This is a genomic window from Plantactinospora soyae, assembly GCF_014874095.1.
Taxonomy (GTDB): domain Bacteria; phylum Actinomycetota; class Actinomycetes; order Mycobacteriales; family Micromonosporaceae; genus Plantactinospora; species Plantactinospora soyae.
In genome coordinates this window covers 7010344-7026904 of the sequence record NZ_JADBEB010000001.1, presented here as the reverse complement: position 1 = coordinate 7026904, position 16561 = coordinate 7010344, and the positions used below count along the sequence as shown (strand labels likewise).

At 70.4% G+C, this 16561-nt stretch carries 12 protein-coding genes; 9 read left to right on the top strand and 3 right to left on the bottom strand.

All coding sequences use genetic code 11. The features are described from left to right. The first annotated feature begins 216 nt into the window (after positions 1-216). Positions 217-1017: a hypothetical protein gene (locus H4W31_RS30720; protein ID WP_192769821.1), complete on the top strand. Its 801-nt coding sequence runs from the start codon at positions 217-219 to the stop codon at positions 1015-1017. A 78-nt stretch (positions 1018-1095) separates the two neighbouring features. On the opposite strand, the gene H4W31_RS30715 is transcribed toward H4W31_RS30720, so the two are convergent. Beyond that, positions 1096-2070: a magnesium transporter CorA family protein gene (locus H4W31_RS30715; RefSeq protein WP_192769820.1), complete on the bottom strand. Its 975-nt coding sequence runs from the start codon at positions 2068-2070 to the stop codon at positions 1096-1098. Continuing rightward, the gene (locus H4W31_RS30710; protein ID WP_192769819.1) at positions 2067-2288 is read right to left on the bottom strand and encodes a hypothetical protein; all 222 of its coding nucleotides are present in this window, start codon (positions 2286-2288) and stop codon (positions 2067-2069) included. Before H4W31_RS30710 ends, H4W31_RS30715 begins: the two co-directional genes overlap by 4 nt. 180 nt (positions 2289-2468) lie before the next feature. Between H4W31_RS30710 and fdh the strand changes: the two genes are divergently transcribed. From fdh to H4W31_RS30670, 7 genes are all read left to right on the top strand, one after another. After that, positions 2469-5777: a formate dehydrogenase gene (gene fdh / locus H4W31_RS30700; RefSeq protein WP_264084095.1), complete on the top strand. Its 3309-nt coding sequence runs from the start codon at positions 2469-2471 to the stop codon at positions 5775-5777. Between the two features lie 2 nt (positions 5778-5779). Beyond that, complete coding sequence (locus H4W31_RS30695) at positions 5780-6826, top strand: 4Fe-4S dicluster domain-containing protein (protein ID WP_192769817.1); 1047 nt, start codon at positions 5780-5782, stop codon at positions 6824-6826. A gap of 139 nt (positions 6827-6965) precedes the next feature. Beyond that, on the top strand, positions 6966-8063 hold the full coding sequence (nrfD, locus tag H4W31_RS30690; protein ID WP_192769816.1) for an NrfD/PsrC family molybdoenzyme membrane anchor subunit: 1098 nt from the start codon (positions 6966-6968) through the stop codon (positions 8061-8063). A gap of 45 nt (positions 8064-8108) precedes the next feature. Beyond that, positions 8109-9398 carry an L-lactate MFS transporter gene (locus H4W31_RS30685; protein WP_192769815.1) on the top strand — a complete coding sequence of 430 codons (1290 nt, stop codon included), beginning with the start codon at positions 8109-8111 and terminating at the stop codon, positions 9396-9398. Positions 9399-9956: 558 nt separating this feature from the next. After that, the gene (gene mmsA, locus H4W31_RS30680; RefSeq protein WP_192769814.1) at positions 9957-11504 is read left to right on the top strand and encodes a multiple monosaccharide ABC transporter ATP-binding protein; all 1548 of its coding nucleotides are present in this window, start codon (positions 9957-9959) and stop codon (positions 11502-11504) included. Further along, the gene (gene mmsB / locus H4W31_RS30675; RefSeq protein WP_192769813.1) at positions 11501-12799 is read left to right on the top strand and encodes a multiple monosaccharide ABC transporter permease; all 1299 of its coding nucleotides are present in this window, start codon (positions 11501-11503) and stop codon (positions 12797-12799) included. Before mmsA ends, mmsB begins: the two co-directional genes overlap by 4 nt. Positions 12800-12865: 66 nt before the next feature. Next, positions 12866-13966, top strand: coding sequence for a substrate-binding domain-containing protein (locus H4W31_RS30670; protein ID WP_192769812.1), 1101 nt, complete (start codon positions 12866-12868; stop codon positions 13964-13966). 71 nt (positions 13967-14037) lie between these two features. On the opposite strand, the gene selD is transcribed toward H4W31_RS30670, so the two are convergent. Beyond that, positions 14038-15057, bottom strand: a complete 1020-nt coding sequence (gene selD / locus H4W31_RS30665; RefSeq protein WP_192769811.1) for a selenide, water dikinase SelD — start codon at positions 15055-15057, stop codon at positions 14038-14040. A gap of 159 nt (positions 15058-15216) precedes the next feature. Here selD and selA point away from each other — a divergent pair, with 159 nt between their 5' ends. After that, a complete protein-coding gene (gene selA, locus H4W31_RS30660) occupies positions 15217-16560 on the top strand; it encodes an L-seryl-tRNA(Sec) selenium transferase (protein ID WP_192772515.1) in 1344 nt (447 codons plus the stop codon). Position 16561 lies beyond the last annotated feature (1 nt).

Here is a 16561-nt window from a genome sequence, read left to right as displayed (position 1 = left end):
GGCTCCGGGGGCCTGGATCGTCGGGCGGACCCGGCCCGGGTCGGACCGGATCGCCGGGAGGGCAAATCCGGAATGCCGGACCTGCCCTGCCGGTTGAGTCTGTTGGTACGCCCGCGAGCTCAGCCCCCTGGACCGCGGGCGTACCGCTATGTACCGGGTCTGCGAGACCCAGGACGTCGCAGTGCCTCCCCGGAATCCCAGATCGAAAGGGCAACCATGAATCCGATCTTCGGACGATGGCTCCCCGCCATCGCGGAGACCGCTGTAACACGGTGGATTCCCGCCATCGCGGAACACCCGGCGGTGCGTCGGCTTCCCGCCGTCGCGGAGAAGCCGGTCGCTCGTCGCACCGCACTGGCCGTCGCGGGACTCACCTGTGCGGCAGCGTGTTCGGCCGTCGCCGGACCCGCCGCCACGGTGGCTGCCGGCGGCGACCAGGGTGCCCAGCCGGCGGCATACAGCCAGACGGTGCGGGCCGACGAACCGCAGGACGGCTCGGCCGGGGACCGGTCGGCGGCCGACGGGAAATCCGACGGTAAGCAGTCGGACGACGGGAACTCGGACGACAAGCCGTCCCGGGACAAGCTGATCCCGCACGGCGTCCAGGGCTACCAGTCACGGATCGACCTGGACGACGACCAGCGGGACAACGCCAGGGAGATCGTCCGGGTGGCCCGCAAACTGGACATGGGTCAGCGCGGTGCCGTGATCGGCGTGGCGACCTCGCTCCAGGAGTCGAAGCTGCGCAACCTCGGCCACCTGGGCGCGTGGAACGACCACGACTCGCTGGGTCTGTTCCAGCAGCGCCCGTCGTCGGGCTGGGGATCGCCGGACCAGGTCACCGACCGTGACTACTCGGCTGGGGCCTTCTTCGACGGGCTGAAGCGGATCGACGGCTGGCGCGACCTGCCGTTGACCGACGCCGCGCAGCGCGTGCAGGTGTCGGCGTACCCGTTCGCGTACGCCCAGTGGGAGGACCAGGCCGCGGACATCGTCCAGGACGTCTGGTCCCGATAACCCGATTCACCCCTACTGCCGGGGGTGGCTGGCCATCCGCCGGCCTCCCCGGCAGTGCCGTGCTTCGGCCGGGGTACCTCAGATCCAGGTCTTCCTCCGGAACACCAGATAGAGCGCGATCGCAAATCCAAAGGTCACGACCAGCGAGATGATGAACTCCGCCGGGGTGTGCCGCCACGGGAACGCGACGTTCTGTCCGAAGAACCCGGTCACGGCGGCCGGTACGGCGATGATGGCGGCCCAGCCGGTGACCTTCTTGACGATCAGGTTGAGCTGGTTGTTCTGCAGCATCAGGTTCGTTTCGAGCATGGTCGTGTTGAGATCCCGCAACGAGTCGCTCCACTCGATGACCCGCAGCACATGGTCGTAGAGGTCCTGGTAGAACGGCAGCATCTCGGGATCGACGGTGTGCATCGTCGGGCGCATCAGGGAGTTGACCACCTCCCGCATCGGCAGGGTGACCTGGCGGAGCCGGACCAGATCACGCCGGGCGGTGAAGATGCGCCGCTGGACCTCGTCGCGGTTCGTCGCACCGCCCTTGAACATCACCCCCTGGACCTGCTCCAGCGTCGAGTCGAGCTGCTGTACGGCCGTGAAGTGCCCGTCGATCAGCGTGTCGAGCAGGCCGTAGAGCAGGAAGGCCACCCCGTGCGGCGCGAGTTCCGCACTCTCGTCCCAGCGGGCCAGCACCTCGCGGATGTCGAACCGGTCGTCGTACCGCACCGTGACCAGCGCTCGGGGCTTGACGAACGCCGACACCTCGACGTCGGTCAACCCACCGGCCGCGTCCAGCCGCACCATGTAGGTGTTCAGGAACAGATGGGTGTCGTACCGGTCGAGTTTGGCCCGCTGGGCCTGCTGGACGACGTCCTCCAGGGCCAGCTCGTGCATGCCGAGTTCCTCGGCGAGCAGCTTGAGGTCGTCCTCGCTCGGCTGACAGATGTCCAGCCAGGCGACGACGCGGTCGTCGGCCGCCAGCCGGTCCCCGACCTCGCTGGCCGGGAAGTCCTGCTCGACCAGGGCGCCGTCGCGGTACAGCCGGCTGCTGGTCATCGGGTACCGGATCCGGTGGCGCCGGCGGCCGGATCCGGGCCGTACGTCTGCCGGCCCGGGTCGGCGTCCGGCACGTACGGCTTGGCCACCCCTGGTCGGAGGTTTGCGGGCACGGCCGACCACCAGCCCGCGCGGTCCTCGCCGAGTAGGACCCGCAGCGACACGTCGGCTTCGTTGGGGCAGGACAGAACGACGTCCACCGGGGTGCGGTCGGCCATGCGGCGTCATTGCCATTGGCGCGAGCCTTAAACCGCCCTGCCCCGGGTCAGCCGCTCTCGCTCCCCGGTCAGCCGCCCACGAAGTCCACCGCTGTTTCGGCGGTCCCATGCGGGGACCGGCCAGCTGCCTTACGCTCGGTTGGTCGGCTCGCCCGCCTCATTTGTCAGGAGGTGCCCGAAATGGGAGTCCGGACCTGGCTTGCGGGCTGGCCCGTCTATCGGCAGCTCACCGGCACCGATCCGCTCGGTCGGGGGACAGCGGCGAAGTCGGCCGGGTCCGACGCGCTCACCCCGCGTACCGACAGCGCCGACTCGGTGGCCCGGTCGATCTGTCCGTACTGCGCCGTCGGTTGCGGACAGCGGGTCTACGTCTCCGGCGGCAAGGTCACCCAGATCGAGGGCGATCCGGACAGCCCGATCTCCCGGGGCCGGCTCTGTCCGAAGGGCGCGGCCAGCAAGACCCTGGTCACCAGCGAGCTACGCCAGCAGCGGGTGCTCTACCGCCGGCCGTACGGGACCGACTGGGAAGAGCTGGACCTCTCCACCGCGATGGAGATGATCGCCGACCGGGTTCTCGCCGCCCGCGACGCGACCTGGGAGGACGTCGACGACGAGGGGCGCCCGCTGCACCGCACCATGGGCATCGCCAGCCTCGGCGGGGCGACCCTGGACAACGAGGAGAACTACCTCATCAAGAAGTTGTTCACCGCGATGGGGGCGCTCCAGATCGAGAACCAGGCCCGGATTTGACACTCCGCCACCGTCCCCGGTCTGGGGACCAGCTTCGGTCGCGGCGGTGCGACGGCCTTCCAGCAGGATCTGATCAACAGTGACTGCATCATCATCCAGGGCTCGAACATGGCCGAGGCGCATCCGGTCGGCTTCCAGTGGGTGATGGAGGCCAAGCGACGGGGGGCCCGGGTCTTCCACGTCGACCCGAGGTTCACCCGGACCAGCGCGCTCGCCGACAGCTACGTGCCGATCCGGGCCGGCACCGACATCGCGTTCCTCGGCGGCATCGTCCGGTACATCCTTGACAACGAGCTGGACTTCCGGGAGTACGTGGTCGCCTACACCAACGCGGCGACCATCGTCAGCGACGACTTCCAGGACACCGAGGACCTCGACGGGCTCTTCTCCGGCTTCGACCCCGAGACGACCAGCTACGCCCAGAGCAGCTGGCAGTACGACGGGAACGAGGGCGACGGGGCGAACGACACCGCCACCGAGCGGGACAGCGCGGCGGGGATGCGGCACGAGTCGCACGGCGCGCCGGTCTCCGGTCAGGTGCAGCGGGACGAGACCCTGCAACATCCGCGCTGTGTCTACCAGATCCTCAAGCGGCACTACGACCGCTACACCCCGGAGATGGTCGAGCGGGTCTGCGGCACCCCGAGGGAGAAGTTCGAGGAGGTGGCCCGGACCTGGGCCGCGAACTCCGGGCGGGACCGGACCAGCATGCTGGTCTACTCGGTCGGCTGGACCCAGCACACGGTCGGGGTGCAGTACATCCGGGCCGGGGCGATCATCCAGCTACTGCTCGGCAACATGGGTCGGCCCGGCGGCGGCGTACTGGCCCTGCGTGGACACGCCAGCATCCAGGGCTCGACCGACATCCCGACGCTGTTCAACCTGCTGCCCGGGTACCTGCCGATGCCGCAACACGCGCAGCACCCGACCTTCGACAAGTGGGTCACCAGCATCCAGCACCCCGGGCAGAAGGGCTTCTGGAACAACGCCCGGGCGTACGCGGTGAACCTGCTCAAGGCGTACTGGGGCACCGCGGCCACCCCCGACAACGACTTCTGCTACGACTACCTGCCCCGGATGACCGGTGACCACGGCACCTACCGGCAGGTGTTCGACATGATCGACGGCAAGATCAAGGGGTACTTCCTGCTCGGCCAGAATCCGGCGGTCGGCTCGGCGCACGGCCGCGCCCAGCGGCTGGGCATGGCCAACCTGGACTGGCTGGTGGTCCGGGACCTATTCATGATCGAGAGCGCCACCTTCTGGAAGAACAGCCGGGAGGTGGAGACCGGCGAGATCGCGCCGGAACGCTGCCGTACCGAGGTGTTCTTCCTGCCGGCCGCCTCGCACGTGGAGAAGGAGGGCACCTTCACCCAGACCCAGCGGTTGTTGCAGTGGCGGGAGAAGGCCGTCGAGGCCCCCGGCGACGCCCGCTCCGAGCTGTGGTTCTTCTACCACCTCGGCCGGATCGTCCGGGAGAGGCTGACCAACTCCACCCTGCCGCGCGACCGGGCCCTGCTCGACCTGGCCTGGGACTACCCCACGCACGGTCCGCACGCCGAGCCGAGCGCCACCGCGGTGCTGCGGGAGATCAACGGGTACGAGGTGGCGACCGGCCGCCCACTCGCCACGTTCACCGAGATGAAGGACGACGGCAGTACAACCGGCGGCTGCTGGATCTACACCGGAGTCTTCGCCGATGGAGTCAACCAGGCGGCCCGGCGCAAACCCGGCCGGGAGCAGAGCTGGGTGGCCCCGGAGTGGGGCTGGGCCTGGCCGGCCAACCGGCGGCTGCTCTACAACCGGGCCTCCGCCGACCCGGAGGGCCGACCGTGGAGCGAACGGAAGCGATACGTCTGGTGGGACGAGGAACAGGGGCAGTGGACCGGGCACGACGTACCCGACTTCGAGAAGACGAAGCCGCCGTCCTACCGGCCCGGCGAGGACGACGTCGGGGTGGCCGGGATCAGCGGCGATGACCCGTTCATCATGCAGGGCGACGGTAAGGGCTGGCTCTTCGCCCCGGTGGGGGTGCTCGACGGGCCGCTGCCCGCCCACTACGAGCCGGCCGAGTCACCGGTCCGCAACCCGCTCTACGGCCAGCAGGCCAACCCGACCCGCAAGGTGTACGAACGGCCGGACAACCCGACCAATCCGAGCCCGCCGGAGCAGCACGCGGACGTCTTCCCGTACGTCTTCACGGTCAGCCGCCTGACCGAGCACCACACCGCGGGCGGAATGAGCCGGACGGTGAAGTACCTGGCCGAGCTGCAACCGGAGATGTTCGTGGAGGTCTCGCCCGAGCTGGCGGTCGAGCGGAAACTGACCCACCTGGGCTGGGCGCACCTGGTGACCAGCCGCGGCGTGATCGAGGCGCGGGTGATGGTGACCGACCGGCTGACCCCGCTGCGGGTGGACGGCCGGGTGATCCACCAGGTGTGGCTGCCGTACCACTTCGGCGCTGAGGGACTGGTCCGGGGCGAGTCGGCCAACGATCTCTTCGGCGCCACCCTCGACCCCAACGTACTGATCCAGGAGAGCAAGGTCGGCACCTGCGACATCCGGGCCGGGCGGCGTCCGACCGGTCCGGCCCTGCTCGACTATCTCGCCGAATACCGTCGCCGGTCCGGGCGGGACGGCCACTATCCACCGGTCGTCACCGCCGGACAGGGCGACGTCGGCTCCGACGACGGCCCCCGCCGCAGTGGCCCGGACGACGGCACGGACCGGGAGGCCTGAGCATGGTCGACACGAACTCCCCGAGCGCCCCGGCGAACCCCGCCGAGCGGGCCGGCCACGTCGACCCGCCACCCCGGATGGGCTTCTTCACCGACACCAGCGTCTGCATCGGCTGCAAGGCCTGCGAGGTGGCCTGCAAGGAGTGGAACCTGGTGCCGGAGAGCGGGCTGGACCTGCTCGGCATGTCGTACGACAACACCGGGGCGCTGACCGCCAACTCGTGGCGGCACGTCGCCTTCATCGAACAACCTCGACCGGTCGGCTGGCAGACGTCGCCACCGACCGTCGGTACGCCCACCGGGCCGCCGATCAGTTTGGCCACCGCCGAGGCGGGCGCCCTAACGGTGGCCGAGCCCGGAACGCGACCCGGCCTGCCGACCGCACCGGATCCCGCCCCGGCCGGCCGGATGGTGTCCGGGACGCAGTTCCTCGGCCTGCCCGGAACCGACCTGCCGGGCCGGGGCGACCGGGGTGAGCGGACCGACCTGCGCTGGCTGATGATGTCGGACGTCTGCAAGCACTGCACCCACGCCGCCTGCCTGGACGTCTGCCCGACCGGTTCGTTGTTCCGGACCGAGTTCGGCACGGTGGTGGTGCAGCAGGACATCTGCAACGGCTGCGGCTACTGCATACCCGCCTGCCCGTACGGGGTGATCGACCAGCGTGAGGACGACGGCCGCGCCTGGAAGTGCACGCTGTGCTACGACCGGATCGGGGCGGGCCGGACCCCGGCCTGTGCCCAGGCGTGTCCCACCGAGTCGATCCAGTACGGCGAGGTCGACGAGTTGCGGGCCCGGGCCCGGATCCGGGTCGAGCGGCTGCACGCCGAGGGCGTCCCGGAGGCACGCCTCTACGGCCACGACCCGGCCGACGGGGTGGGTGGCGACGGCGCGTTCTTCCTGCTGCTCGACGAGCCGGAGGTGTACGGGCTGCCGCCGGACCCGGTGGTGACTACTCGGGACCTGCCCCGGATGTGGCGGCGGGCCGGACTGGCCGCGCTCGCCATGGCGGCGGCCACGGTAACCGCGTTCGTCGGTCGGTCGGCATGACCGGGCGGAGCGCGGGCATCAGCCAGCTCAGGTCGGCGGGTGCACGGGCGCGAGGAGCGGTCACGAGCGGGTGGAGCAAGCGTTCCGACCAGCTCGGGCCGTCGGGGCACCGAGGCGACGAGCGAACCGGGGAGACGGCATGAGCGGCCCGGGCCGGGGAGATTGGGGCGGACCACTGGGGGAGCGCTTCCGGGAGTTCAGGGCCAGCCTCGACCAGCCGAACGGTGCCGGGCGGCGGCGCCGGTCCGGGCGGGGTGCCGGATCCGGGCCGGGGGTCGTCGGCGGGGAGCCGCAGGTCGTGCCGCCGGCCGAGTTCGCCTCCTACTACGGCCGGCCGATCGTGAAGGCACCGGTGTGGCGGCACGACATACCGGCGTACCTGTTCACCGGAGGACTCGCCGCCGGGACGGCGCTGCTGGCCGCCGGCGCGGACCTGACCGGCCGGGCGGCGCTGCGCCGGGTGGGCCGGCTCGGTTCGCTCGCCGCGATCGGGGCCAGCACCTACTTCCTGGTCAACGACCTCGGTCGTCCGGCCCGGTTCCACCACATGCTGCGGGTGGTGAAGCCGACCTCGCCGATGTCGATGGGCACCTGGATCCTGGCCGCGTTCGGGCCGGTGGCCGGACTGGCCGCGGTGAGCGAGATCGCTCCGATGCTGCCCCGGCACGGCGGGCTAGGCCTGGTCCGTCGACTGCTGCCACCGGTCGGCCGCGCCGCCGGCTTCGCCTCGGCGGGACTGGCGCCGGCCCTGGCCACGTACACCGGGGTGCTGCTCGCCGACACCGCGATGCCGGCCTGGCACGACGCGTATCCAGACCTGCCGTTCGTGTTCGCGGGCAGTGCGCTGGTCGCCGGGGCGGGGGCCGGGCTGGTCGCCGCGCCGACCGCGCAGAGCGGTCCGGCGGTCCGGCTCGCCGTGGCCGGCGCCGTGATCGAGACGCTCGCCGAGCGCCGGATCGCCCGGATGGGGCTGACCGGCGAGCCGTACGGGGTCGGCCGGTCCGCCCGGTTGCTCCACGCCGGACAGCTGCTGCTGGCCGCCGGTACGGCCGGCGCGCTGCTCGGCCGGCGCAGCCGGGTGCTGTCCGCGCTCTCCGGCGCGGCCCTGCTGGCCTCCTCGGTGCTGACCCGGTTCGGGGTCTTCTCCGCCGGGGTGGCGTCGGCCAGGGATCCGAAGTACACGGTGCTGCCGCAGCGGGAGCAGCGGGAGAAACGGGGGGCTGGCGCCGGCCCGTAGTTCCGGGCGGGCGCCGTTCCATGGGCCGAGACGGGGGTCACGCTCATGGCAGGAACGGGCAGTGTCAGTCAGGGGGAGCGGAGACCATCCGCCGGCCGGTGGGGCCTGGTGGTGGCCGCCGTGCTGGTGCAGCTGGCCCTCGGCGCGGTGTACGCGTGGAGCGTCTTCAACAAGCCGCTCCAGGAGGCGTTCGGCTGGAGCAAGTCCGAGGCGGTGCTGCCGTTCGAGGTGGCGATCGGCACGATCTTCATCGGCAGCCTGATCGGCGGGCGGGTCCAGGACCGGCGCGGTCCCCGGGTGGTGGCGCTCGGCGGCGGGGTGCTGTACGCGGTGGGCAACATCCTCGCCTCGCTGGTCTCCGACGGCGACCAGCTCTGGCTGCTGGTGCTCACCTACGGCGTCCTCGGCGGGATCGGGCTCGGGGCGGCGTACATCACGCCGATCGCCATGCTCACCAAGTGGTTTCCGGATCACCGTGGGCTGATCACCGGTATCGCGGTGGCCGGCTTCGGCTTCGGCGCGGTGATCACCGCCCCGGTGGCGAAGACGCTGTTGAACAACACCACCGACAAGCCGAGCGTCTTCCTGCCGCTGGGCCTGGCGTACCTGGTCGCGGTGCTGCTCGGGGCGTCGTTCTTCCGTAATCCGCCGCCGGGGTACCAGGTGGCCGGTTTCGTGCCGGTGACCACCGGGCGGGCCCCGGCCGGGACCCGGGTGTACACCCTCGCCGAGGCGTTGCGTACCCCGCAGTGGTACCTGCTCACCGGGATCCTGGCGCTCAACGTCACCTGCGGGATCGCCTTCATCTCACAGGCCGCCGATGCCGCCCAGGCGATCGCCGGAGTGAGTTCGGCCACGGCCGCCAGCATGGTCGCGGTGCTCGGGTTGTTCAACGGCGCCGGGCGACTCTGCTGGGCCTGGCTCTCCGACCAGACCGGCCGGATGGTGGCGTTCGGCGGGATGCTCGCGTTGCAGGCGGTCTGCTTCTTCATCCTGCCGCACGCGGCCGGGTTCGCCCTGTTCGCCGTCCTCGCCGCGTTGATCTACCTGGCCTACGGCGGCGGCTTCGGCACCATGCCGGCGACCGCGGCCGACTACTTCGGCACCCCGCACGCCGGAGCGGTCTACGGCGCGATGATCGTGGCGTGGAGCATCGGCGGCGTGGTCGGGCCGCTGCTGACCGCGACGTTGTTCGAGGCCAGCGGCAATTCGTACACCCTGCCGTTTACCGTACTCGCGGTGATCGCCCTGGTGGCGCTGGTGCTGCCGCCGCTCACCCGGATGCCGTCGCGGCCCGGTACGCCCCGGCCGGACGACGAGGTGACCGGCCCCTGACCGGCGGGGGCGCGTCCGGGCGGGCGTCGACACCCCGCTGCGATACCGGAACGGGGCCGCGCGAACCGGGCGGTGCCACCGCCGGACGGGCCGGTCGACGGTCCGCCGGGGGACCGGGATAGCCTGTCGCCTGCCACTCCGCCGGTGACGGGGTGGGGGGAGTGGCTGCCGCCGCCGAGGGGCTGGCCGCCGGAGCGGGCGAGAAACCTGTCGGTCCGGGGTGTTCCACCCGAATGCTCCCGTCCTCCTCCGGACCCGAGGTGTGACGTTGACGACGCGTCCGCCCTGCGCGTGGGCTATCCCGCGCTGTATGCGTATGTCAAGAGTCGGTCACGAAATCTTGCGAAACTTCCTCGTATTACAATAAGTTCCTCCAGGCAACAAACGGATGTCACCTGGTGACGACAGCCCGGAGGCAACAATGATGTTGATGACGCGGCGCGGCCGACCACGGCCGGACGCGCGTGGTTCCCTCTGGCGCCCCGACGACGGGCGGGACGCGGCTGCTGCCGCGCCGACCGGCTACGCCGCACGCGCCCGGACCGGGGAGCGTCTGCGATGAGCGGCGCTCCGGTCCTTCTGGAGATGCGCTCGATCACCAAGGAGTTTCCCGGGGTCAAGGCGCTCTCCGACGTCAACCTGGTGGTTCGCCGTGGCGAGATCCACGCGATCTGCGGTGAGAACGGGGCCGGAAAGTCGACCCTGATGAAGGTGCTCAGCGGGGTGTACCCGCACGGCACCTACTCCGGGAACATCGTCTACCAGGGTGCCGAGTCCCGGTTCTCCGACATCCGGGCCAGCGAGCAGGCCGGAATCGTGATCATCCACCAGGAACTGGCCCTGGTGCCCGGGATGTCCATCACCGAGAACATCTTCCTGGGCAACGAGCCACGCCGGCACGGGGCGATCGACTGGAAGGCCGCCAACCGGCAGGCGCTGGAGCTGATGGCCAGGGTGGGTCTGCGGGAGCACCCGGACACGCTGATCAAGGACATCGGCGTGGGCAAGCAGCAGCTCGTCGAGATCGCGAAGGCCTTCGCGAAGCACGTCAAACTGCTGATCCTCGACGAGCCCACCGCCGCGCTGAACGAGGCCGACTCCCAGCACCTGCTGGACCTGCTCCGCGGGTTCAAGGAGCGGGGCATCACCTCGATCATGATCTCGCACAAGCTCAACGAGATCGCCCAGGTCGCCGACTCGATCACCATCCTGCGGGACGGCCAGACCATCGAGACCCTCGACGTCAAGGCGCAGGGGGTCGACGAGGACCGGATCGTCCGCGGCATGGTGGGCCGGGAGCTGCACAGCCGGTTCCCCGACCACACGCCGAAGATCGGTGAGGTCTTCTTCGAGGTCCGCGACTGGACCGTCCGACACCCGATCTCGGCCGACCGGATGGTGGTCAAGGGCTCCAACTTCACGGTGCGCCGTGGGGAGATCGTCGGGTTCGCCGGGCTGATGGGGGCCGGCCGTACCGAGTTGGCGATGAGCGTCTTCGGCCGGTCGTACGGCGTCTACCAGTCCGGACGGATCTTCAAGGACGGCCGGGAGATCGTGCTGAAGTCCGTCTCGGACGCCATCGACAACGGGCTGGCGTACGTCAGCGAGGACCGCAAGTCGCTCGGGCTGAACCTGCTCGACGACATCAAGACCTCGGTGGTGGCGGCCAAGCTGTCCAAGGTGGCGAACCACGGCGTGGTCGACCAGGTGCGCGAGTACCAGGCGGCCGAGCAGTACCGGACCAGCCTGCGGGTCAAGGCGCCCACGGTCGACGAAGGCGTCACCAAGCTCTCGGGTGGCAACCAGCAGAAGGTCGTGCTGGCGAAGTGGATGTTCACCGATCCGGACCTGCTGATCCTCGACGAGCCCACCCGGGGCATCGACGTGGGCGCCAAGTACGAGATCTACGGCATCATCCAGCAGCTCGCCGACCAGGGTAAGGGCGTCATCGTGATCTCCTCGGAACTGCCCGAGCTGATCGGCCTGTGCGACCGCATCTACACGGTGTTCGAGGGAACCATCACCGGCGACATCGAGCGGCGCGACGCGGACCCGGAACTCCTCATGAAGCAGATGACCTCAGCGAAGAAGGCGCAGACGCCGTGAGCAAGATCAAGGACCTCCAGAAGTCCCTGTTCGCGGGGACGACATCCAACGCCCGACAGTTCGGGATGATCTTCACGCTGGTGGCGATCGTCCTGCTGTTCCAGATTCTCACCAACGGTCTGACGCTCAACTCGAGCAACCTCATCTCGCTGGTGAGCCAGTACTCCTACATCCTGATCCTGGCGATCGGGATGCTGATGGTGATCGTCGCCGGTCACATCGACCTCTCGGTCGGCTCGATCGCCGCGTTCGTCGGCATCGTGGTCGCGCGGGTCATGCAGGACTGGAACGTGCCGTGGTTCGTGGCGATTCTGATCGGCCTCGGCGTCGGCGCCCTGATCGGCGCCTGGCAGGGCTTCTGGGTGGCGTACGTCGGCGTGCCGGCGTTCATCGTGACCCTGGCCGGGATGATGCTGTTCCGGGGCGGCAACCAGTACATCGGCAACGCCGACACCATCCCGGTACCCGAGGGCTTCAAGGTGATCGGCGCCGGCTTCCTGCCGGAGGTCGGGCCGGACACCGGGTACAACAACCTCACCCTGCTGCTCGGCCTGCTGGTCTGCGTGGCGGTGGTGGCCCGGGAGTGGAAGGCGCGCAAGACCCGGCGCGAGATGGACGCCGAGTTGGCGCCGATGTGGATCTCGGTGATCCGGGTGGCCGTACCCATCGCGGTGGTGGCGTACGCGAGCCTGCGGTTCGCCGGTGGCCGGGTCGGTACCAGCTTCCCGATCTCCGGCATCATCCTCGGCGTACTGGTCGTGATCTACGCCTTCATCACCCGCAACACCGCCGGCGGCCGGCACATCTACGCCGTCGGGGGCAACGCCCGGGCGGCGGAACTCTCCGGCGTCAAACTCAAGCGGGTCAACTTCCTCGTAATCATGAACATGTCGGTCCTCGCGGCCCTGGCTGGCATGATCTTCGTCGCCCGATCCGCCGCCTCCGGCCCGCAGGACGGGCTCGGCTGGGAACTGGACGCCATCGCCGCGGTCTTCATCGGTGGCGCGGCGGTCTCCGGCGGTCTCGGCACGGTCAGCGGGTCCATCGTCGGTGGCCTGGTGATGGCGGTGCTCAACAACGGTCTCCAGCTGATGGGTGTCGGCTCGGACCGCGTACAGATCATCAAGGGACTGGTCCTGCTGCTGGCCGTCGCGTTCGACGTCTACAACAAGAACCGGGGGCGTTTCTCGATCATCGGATCGGTGACCCGCCCACTCCGCCGGGAGGCACCCGCCGAACCGGCGTCCACGGTCGAGACGGGCCAGGAGCCCGCCAAGACTCCGGTGGCCAGCTGACGGTCACCGTCTGACGGGGCGGAAAACCTCCGCCCCGCCTCACCTCCAAGAAGGGCACGTGCACAAATGCGCAAATATCTCGCCAGGGGTGTGGCGGTTGGCGCCATCGCCCTGTTGGCACTGACGGCCTGCTCCGAGCGGTCCGACGGTGACGGGGCCGGCTCGACCGCGCCCGAGAAGGGCTTCGCCGCGAACTCGCTGATCGGCGTGGCGCTGCCGGCCAAGACCTCCGAGAACTGGGTCCTCGCCGGTGACCTGTTCACCAACGGGCTCAAGGAGGCCGGTTTCCAGTCCGACGTCCAGTACGCCGGAGCCACCAGCACCGTCGCCGACCAGCAGGCCCAGATCTCGGCCATGGTCACCAAGGGCGCCAAGGTGATCGTCATCGGTGCGACCGACGCCGCGCAGCTCACCACCCAGGTGGAGCAGGCCAAGGCGGCCGGCGCGTCGGTGATCGCGTACGACCGGCTGATCAAGAACACCAAGGATCTCGACTTCTACGTCGCGTACGACAACTTCAAGGTCGGCCAGCTCCAGGGCCAGGCGCTGCTGGAGGGCATGAAGGCGAAGAAGCCGGCCGGCCCGTACAACATCGAGCTGTTCTCCGGTTCCTCGGACGACAACAACTCGGCGGTCTTCTTCGACGGCGCGATGGACGTGCTGAAGCCGGAGATCGACAAGGGCACCCTGGTGGTCGGCTCGGGTCAGAAGGACATCAAGCAGACCGCCACCGACGGCTGGAAGGCCGAGAACGCCCAGCGGCGGATGGACTCCCTGCTGACCTCGACCTACAGCAGCAAGACGCTGGACGGGGTGCTCTCGCCCAACGACACGCTGGCCCGCGCCATCATCACCTCGGTCAAGGGTGCCGGCAAGGCCGTCCCGGTCGTGACCGGGCAGGACTCCGAGGTGGAGTCGGTCAAGTCGATCGTCGCCGGTGAGCAGTACTCGACGATCAACAAGGACACCCGGAACCTGGTCAAGGAGACCATCGGAATGGTCAAGGACCTGCAGGCCGGTAACGCCCCGAAGGTCAACGACACCGAGTCGTACAACAACGGGGTGAAGGTCGTCCCGTCGTACCTGCTCGAGCCGGTGATCGTGACCAAGGCGAACGTCGTCGAGGCGTACGCCAACGACCCGAAGCTGGCCCCGCTCACCAAGTAGCACCGGCCAGGTCGGCGTCGCGCCGTACCGAACGGGCCCCCGGGATCTACCGATCCCGGGGGCCCGACACGTTATCGGCCGCCGGTCACCACGAGGGTCACCCCGGCGCCCCGGGCCGGCAGCAACTCGCCGATCACCGGATGGCCGGGCAGCTCACCGGCGATCAGCAGGCCGCCGGAGGTCTGCGCGTCGGCGAGCAGCAGCAGATCGTCCTCGGACACCCCGGAGACCTCGGCGTGCGGCCGGACCCAGTCCAGGTTCCGCCGGGTCCCGCCGCTGACGAACCCCGCGGCCAGCGCCTCCCGGGCGCCGTCCAGATACGGTACGGCCGCCGCGTCGACCCGGGCGGTCAGCCCCGAGGCCCGGGCCAGCTTGTGCAGATGGCCGAGCAGCCCGAACCCGGTCACGTCGGTCGCGCACCGGACCCCGGCGGTCACCGCGGCGGCGGACGCCTCCCGGTTCAGCTCGGTCATCGCAGCCACCGCCTGCGGAAACGTCTCACCGGTCTGCTTGTGCCGGCTGTTCAGCACCCCGATGCCCAGCGGCTTGGTCAGGGTCAGCGGCAGCCCGGCCCGGCCCGCGTCGTTACGCATCAGCCGCTCCGGGTCGGCGATCCCGGTGACCGCCATCCCGTACTTCGGCTCCGGATCGTCCACACTGTGCCCGCCCGCCACGTGGCAGGCCGCCAGCCGAGCCACGTCCAGGCCACCGCGCAGCACCTCGGCGGCCAGCGTCAGCGGCAGCACCTCGCGGGGCCAGGACAGCAGATTCACCGCGACGACCGGGGTACCGCCCATCGCGTAGACGTCGGAGAGCGCGTTGGCGGCGGCGATGCGACCCCAGTCGTACGGGTCGTCGACCACGGGGGTGAAGAAGTCGGCGGTCGCCACCACCGCCGTACCCGACTCCAGCCGGACCACCGCCGCGTCGTCGCCGTCGTCGAGCCCGACGAGCAGCTCGCCGGGGCCGACCGGCGCGGAGGTGCCGACCAGGCCGGCCACCACCTGTTCCAGCTCCCCGGGCGGGATCTTGCAGGCGCAGCCGCCCCCGTGCGCGTACTGGGTGAGTCGATACCGTTCCGTGGTCGTCACCGGACCACTGTCGCATCTGCGGCCGGTCGATCGCACCCGTCGAATGTCGCCCCTTTTCTGTGGACATGATCACAAGCGCGGGGGGACTTCCCCGTACGGCCAGAGATCAGGTGTGGTTAAGTGCCGGTGAAAGGGTTCAGGAACGAGAACGGGGTGGGAATGAACGGGGCGGTTGACCCTCGGCGGCGGGTGCCACGTACCGACACGCTGCTCGCCGACCCCCGGCTCGCCGCCGCCGAGGCCACCCTCGGGCGGGCCCGGCTCAAGGCCGTGGTGGGCAACGCCCAGGACCGGGCCCGGCGGGGCGAGATCCCACCCGAGGACGTCCTCGCCGTCGCCCTGGCCGGGTTGTCGGACACCGCCGCCGGCCTGCGCCCGGTGCTCAACGCCACCGGGGTGGTGCTGCACACCAACCTCGGGCGCGCGCCGCTGTCCGGCGCGGCGGTCAGCGCGGTGGTGGCGGCGGCCGGGCACACCGACGTCGAACTCGACCTCCGTACCGGTCGGCGCGCCCGGCGCGGCCGGACCGCGATGGCGGCACTCGCCGAGGCCGTACCGGCGGCCGGCGCGGTGCACGTGGTCAACAACGGCGCCGCCGCACTCGCCCTCGCCGCGACCGCGATCACTTCGGTCGGTGCGGGTGGCGGAGCCGGTACCGGTCGGGAGATCGTGGTCAGCCGGGGCGAACTGGTCGAGATCGGCGACGGCTTCCGGCTGCCGGACCTGCTGGCCAGCACCGGTGCCCGGCTCCGCGAGGTCGGTACCACCAACCGCAGCACGCTCGCCGACTACGCGGCGGCGATCGGGCCGGAGACCGCCTTCGTACTCAAGGTGCACCCGTCGAACTTCGTCGTCCGGGGGTTCACCGCCGCCGTACCGGTCGAGGAGCTGGCCACCCTCGGCGTACCGGTGGTGGTGGACATCGGTTCCGGGCTGCTGGCCCCGGACCCGCTGCTGCCCGACGAGCCGGACGCGGCGTCGGCGCTGCGGGCCGGCGCGACGCTGGTCACCGCGAGCGGCGACAAGCTGCTCGGCGGGCCGCAGGCCGGGCTGCTGCTCGGCGACGCGGACCTCGTCGAGCGACTGCGCCGGCATCCGCTGGCCCGGGCGCTCCGGGTGGACAAGCTGACCCTGGCCGCGCTGGAGGCGACGCTGTCCGGCCCGGAGACCCCGACCTGGCGGGCCCTGCGGGCCACCCCCGGCGCGCTGCGGATCCGCACCGAACGGCTGCGCGACCACCTTGCGGCGGCCGGGCTGAAGACCGAGGTGCTGGCCGCCGACGCCGTCGTCGGTGGCGGCGGCGCACCGGAGGTCACCCTGGAATCGTGGGCACTCGCCCTCGGCGAGGAGTACGCCGAGCCGCTGCGCCTCGGTGACCCGCCGATCCTCGGTCGGCTCGAACGGGGCCGGCTGCTGCTCGACCTGCGCTGCGTGCCCACCGAGCACGACGAGGCGGTGCGGGCCGCCATCCTGCGGGTGCCCCGATCCTGGCGGGAGGACTGAG

Coding starts and splice junctions, on each gene's coding strand:
- H4W31_RS30720 (WP_192769821.1), top strand. CDS start 217: ATGAATCCGATCTTCGGACGATGGCTCCCCGCCATCGCGGAGACCGCT.
- H4W31_RS30715 (WP_192769820.1), bottom strand. CDS start 2,070: ATGACCAGCAGCCGGCTGTACCGCGACGGCGCCCTGGTCGAGCAGGAC.
- H4W31_RS30710 (WP_192769819.1), bottom strand. CDS start 2,288: ATGGCCGACCGCACCCCGGTGGACGTCGTTCTGTCCTGCCCCAACGAA.
- H4W31_RS30695 (WP_192769817.1), top strand. CDS start 5,780: ATGGTCGACACGAACTCCCCGAGCGCCCCGGCGAACCCCGCCGAGCGG.
- nrfD (WP_192769816.1), top strand. CDS start 6,966: ATGAGCGGCCCGGGCCGGGGAGATTGGGGCGGACCACTGGGGGAGCGC.
- H4W31_RS30685 (WP_192769815.1), top strand. CDS start 8,109: ATGGCAGGAACGGGCAGTGTCAGTCAGGGGGAGCGGAGACCATCCGCC.
- mmsA (WP_192769814.1), top strand. CDS start 9,957: ATGAGCGGCGCTCCGGTCCTTCTGGAGATGCGCTCGATCACCAAGGAG.
- H4W31_RS30670 (WP_192769812.1), top strand. CDS start 12,866: ATGCGCAAATATCTCGCCAGGGGTGTGGCGGTTGGCGCCATCGCCCTG.
- selA (WP_192772515.1), top strand. CDS start 15,217: ATGAACGGGGCGGTTGACCCTCGGCGGCGGGTGCCACGTACCGACACG.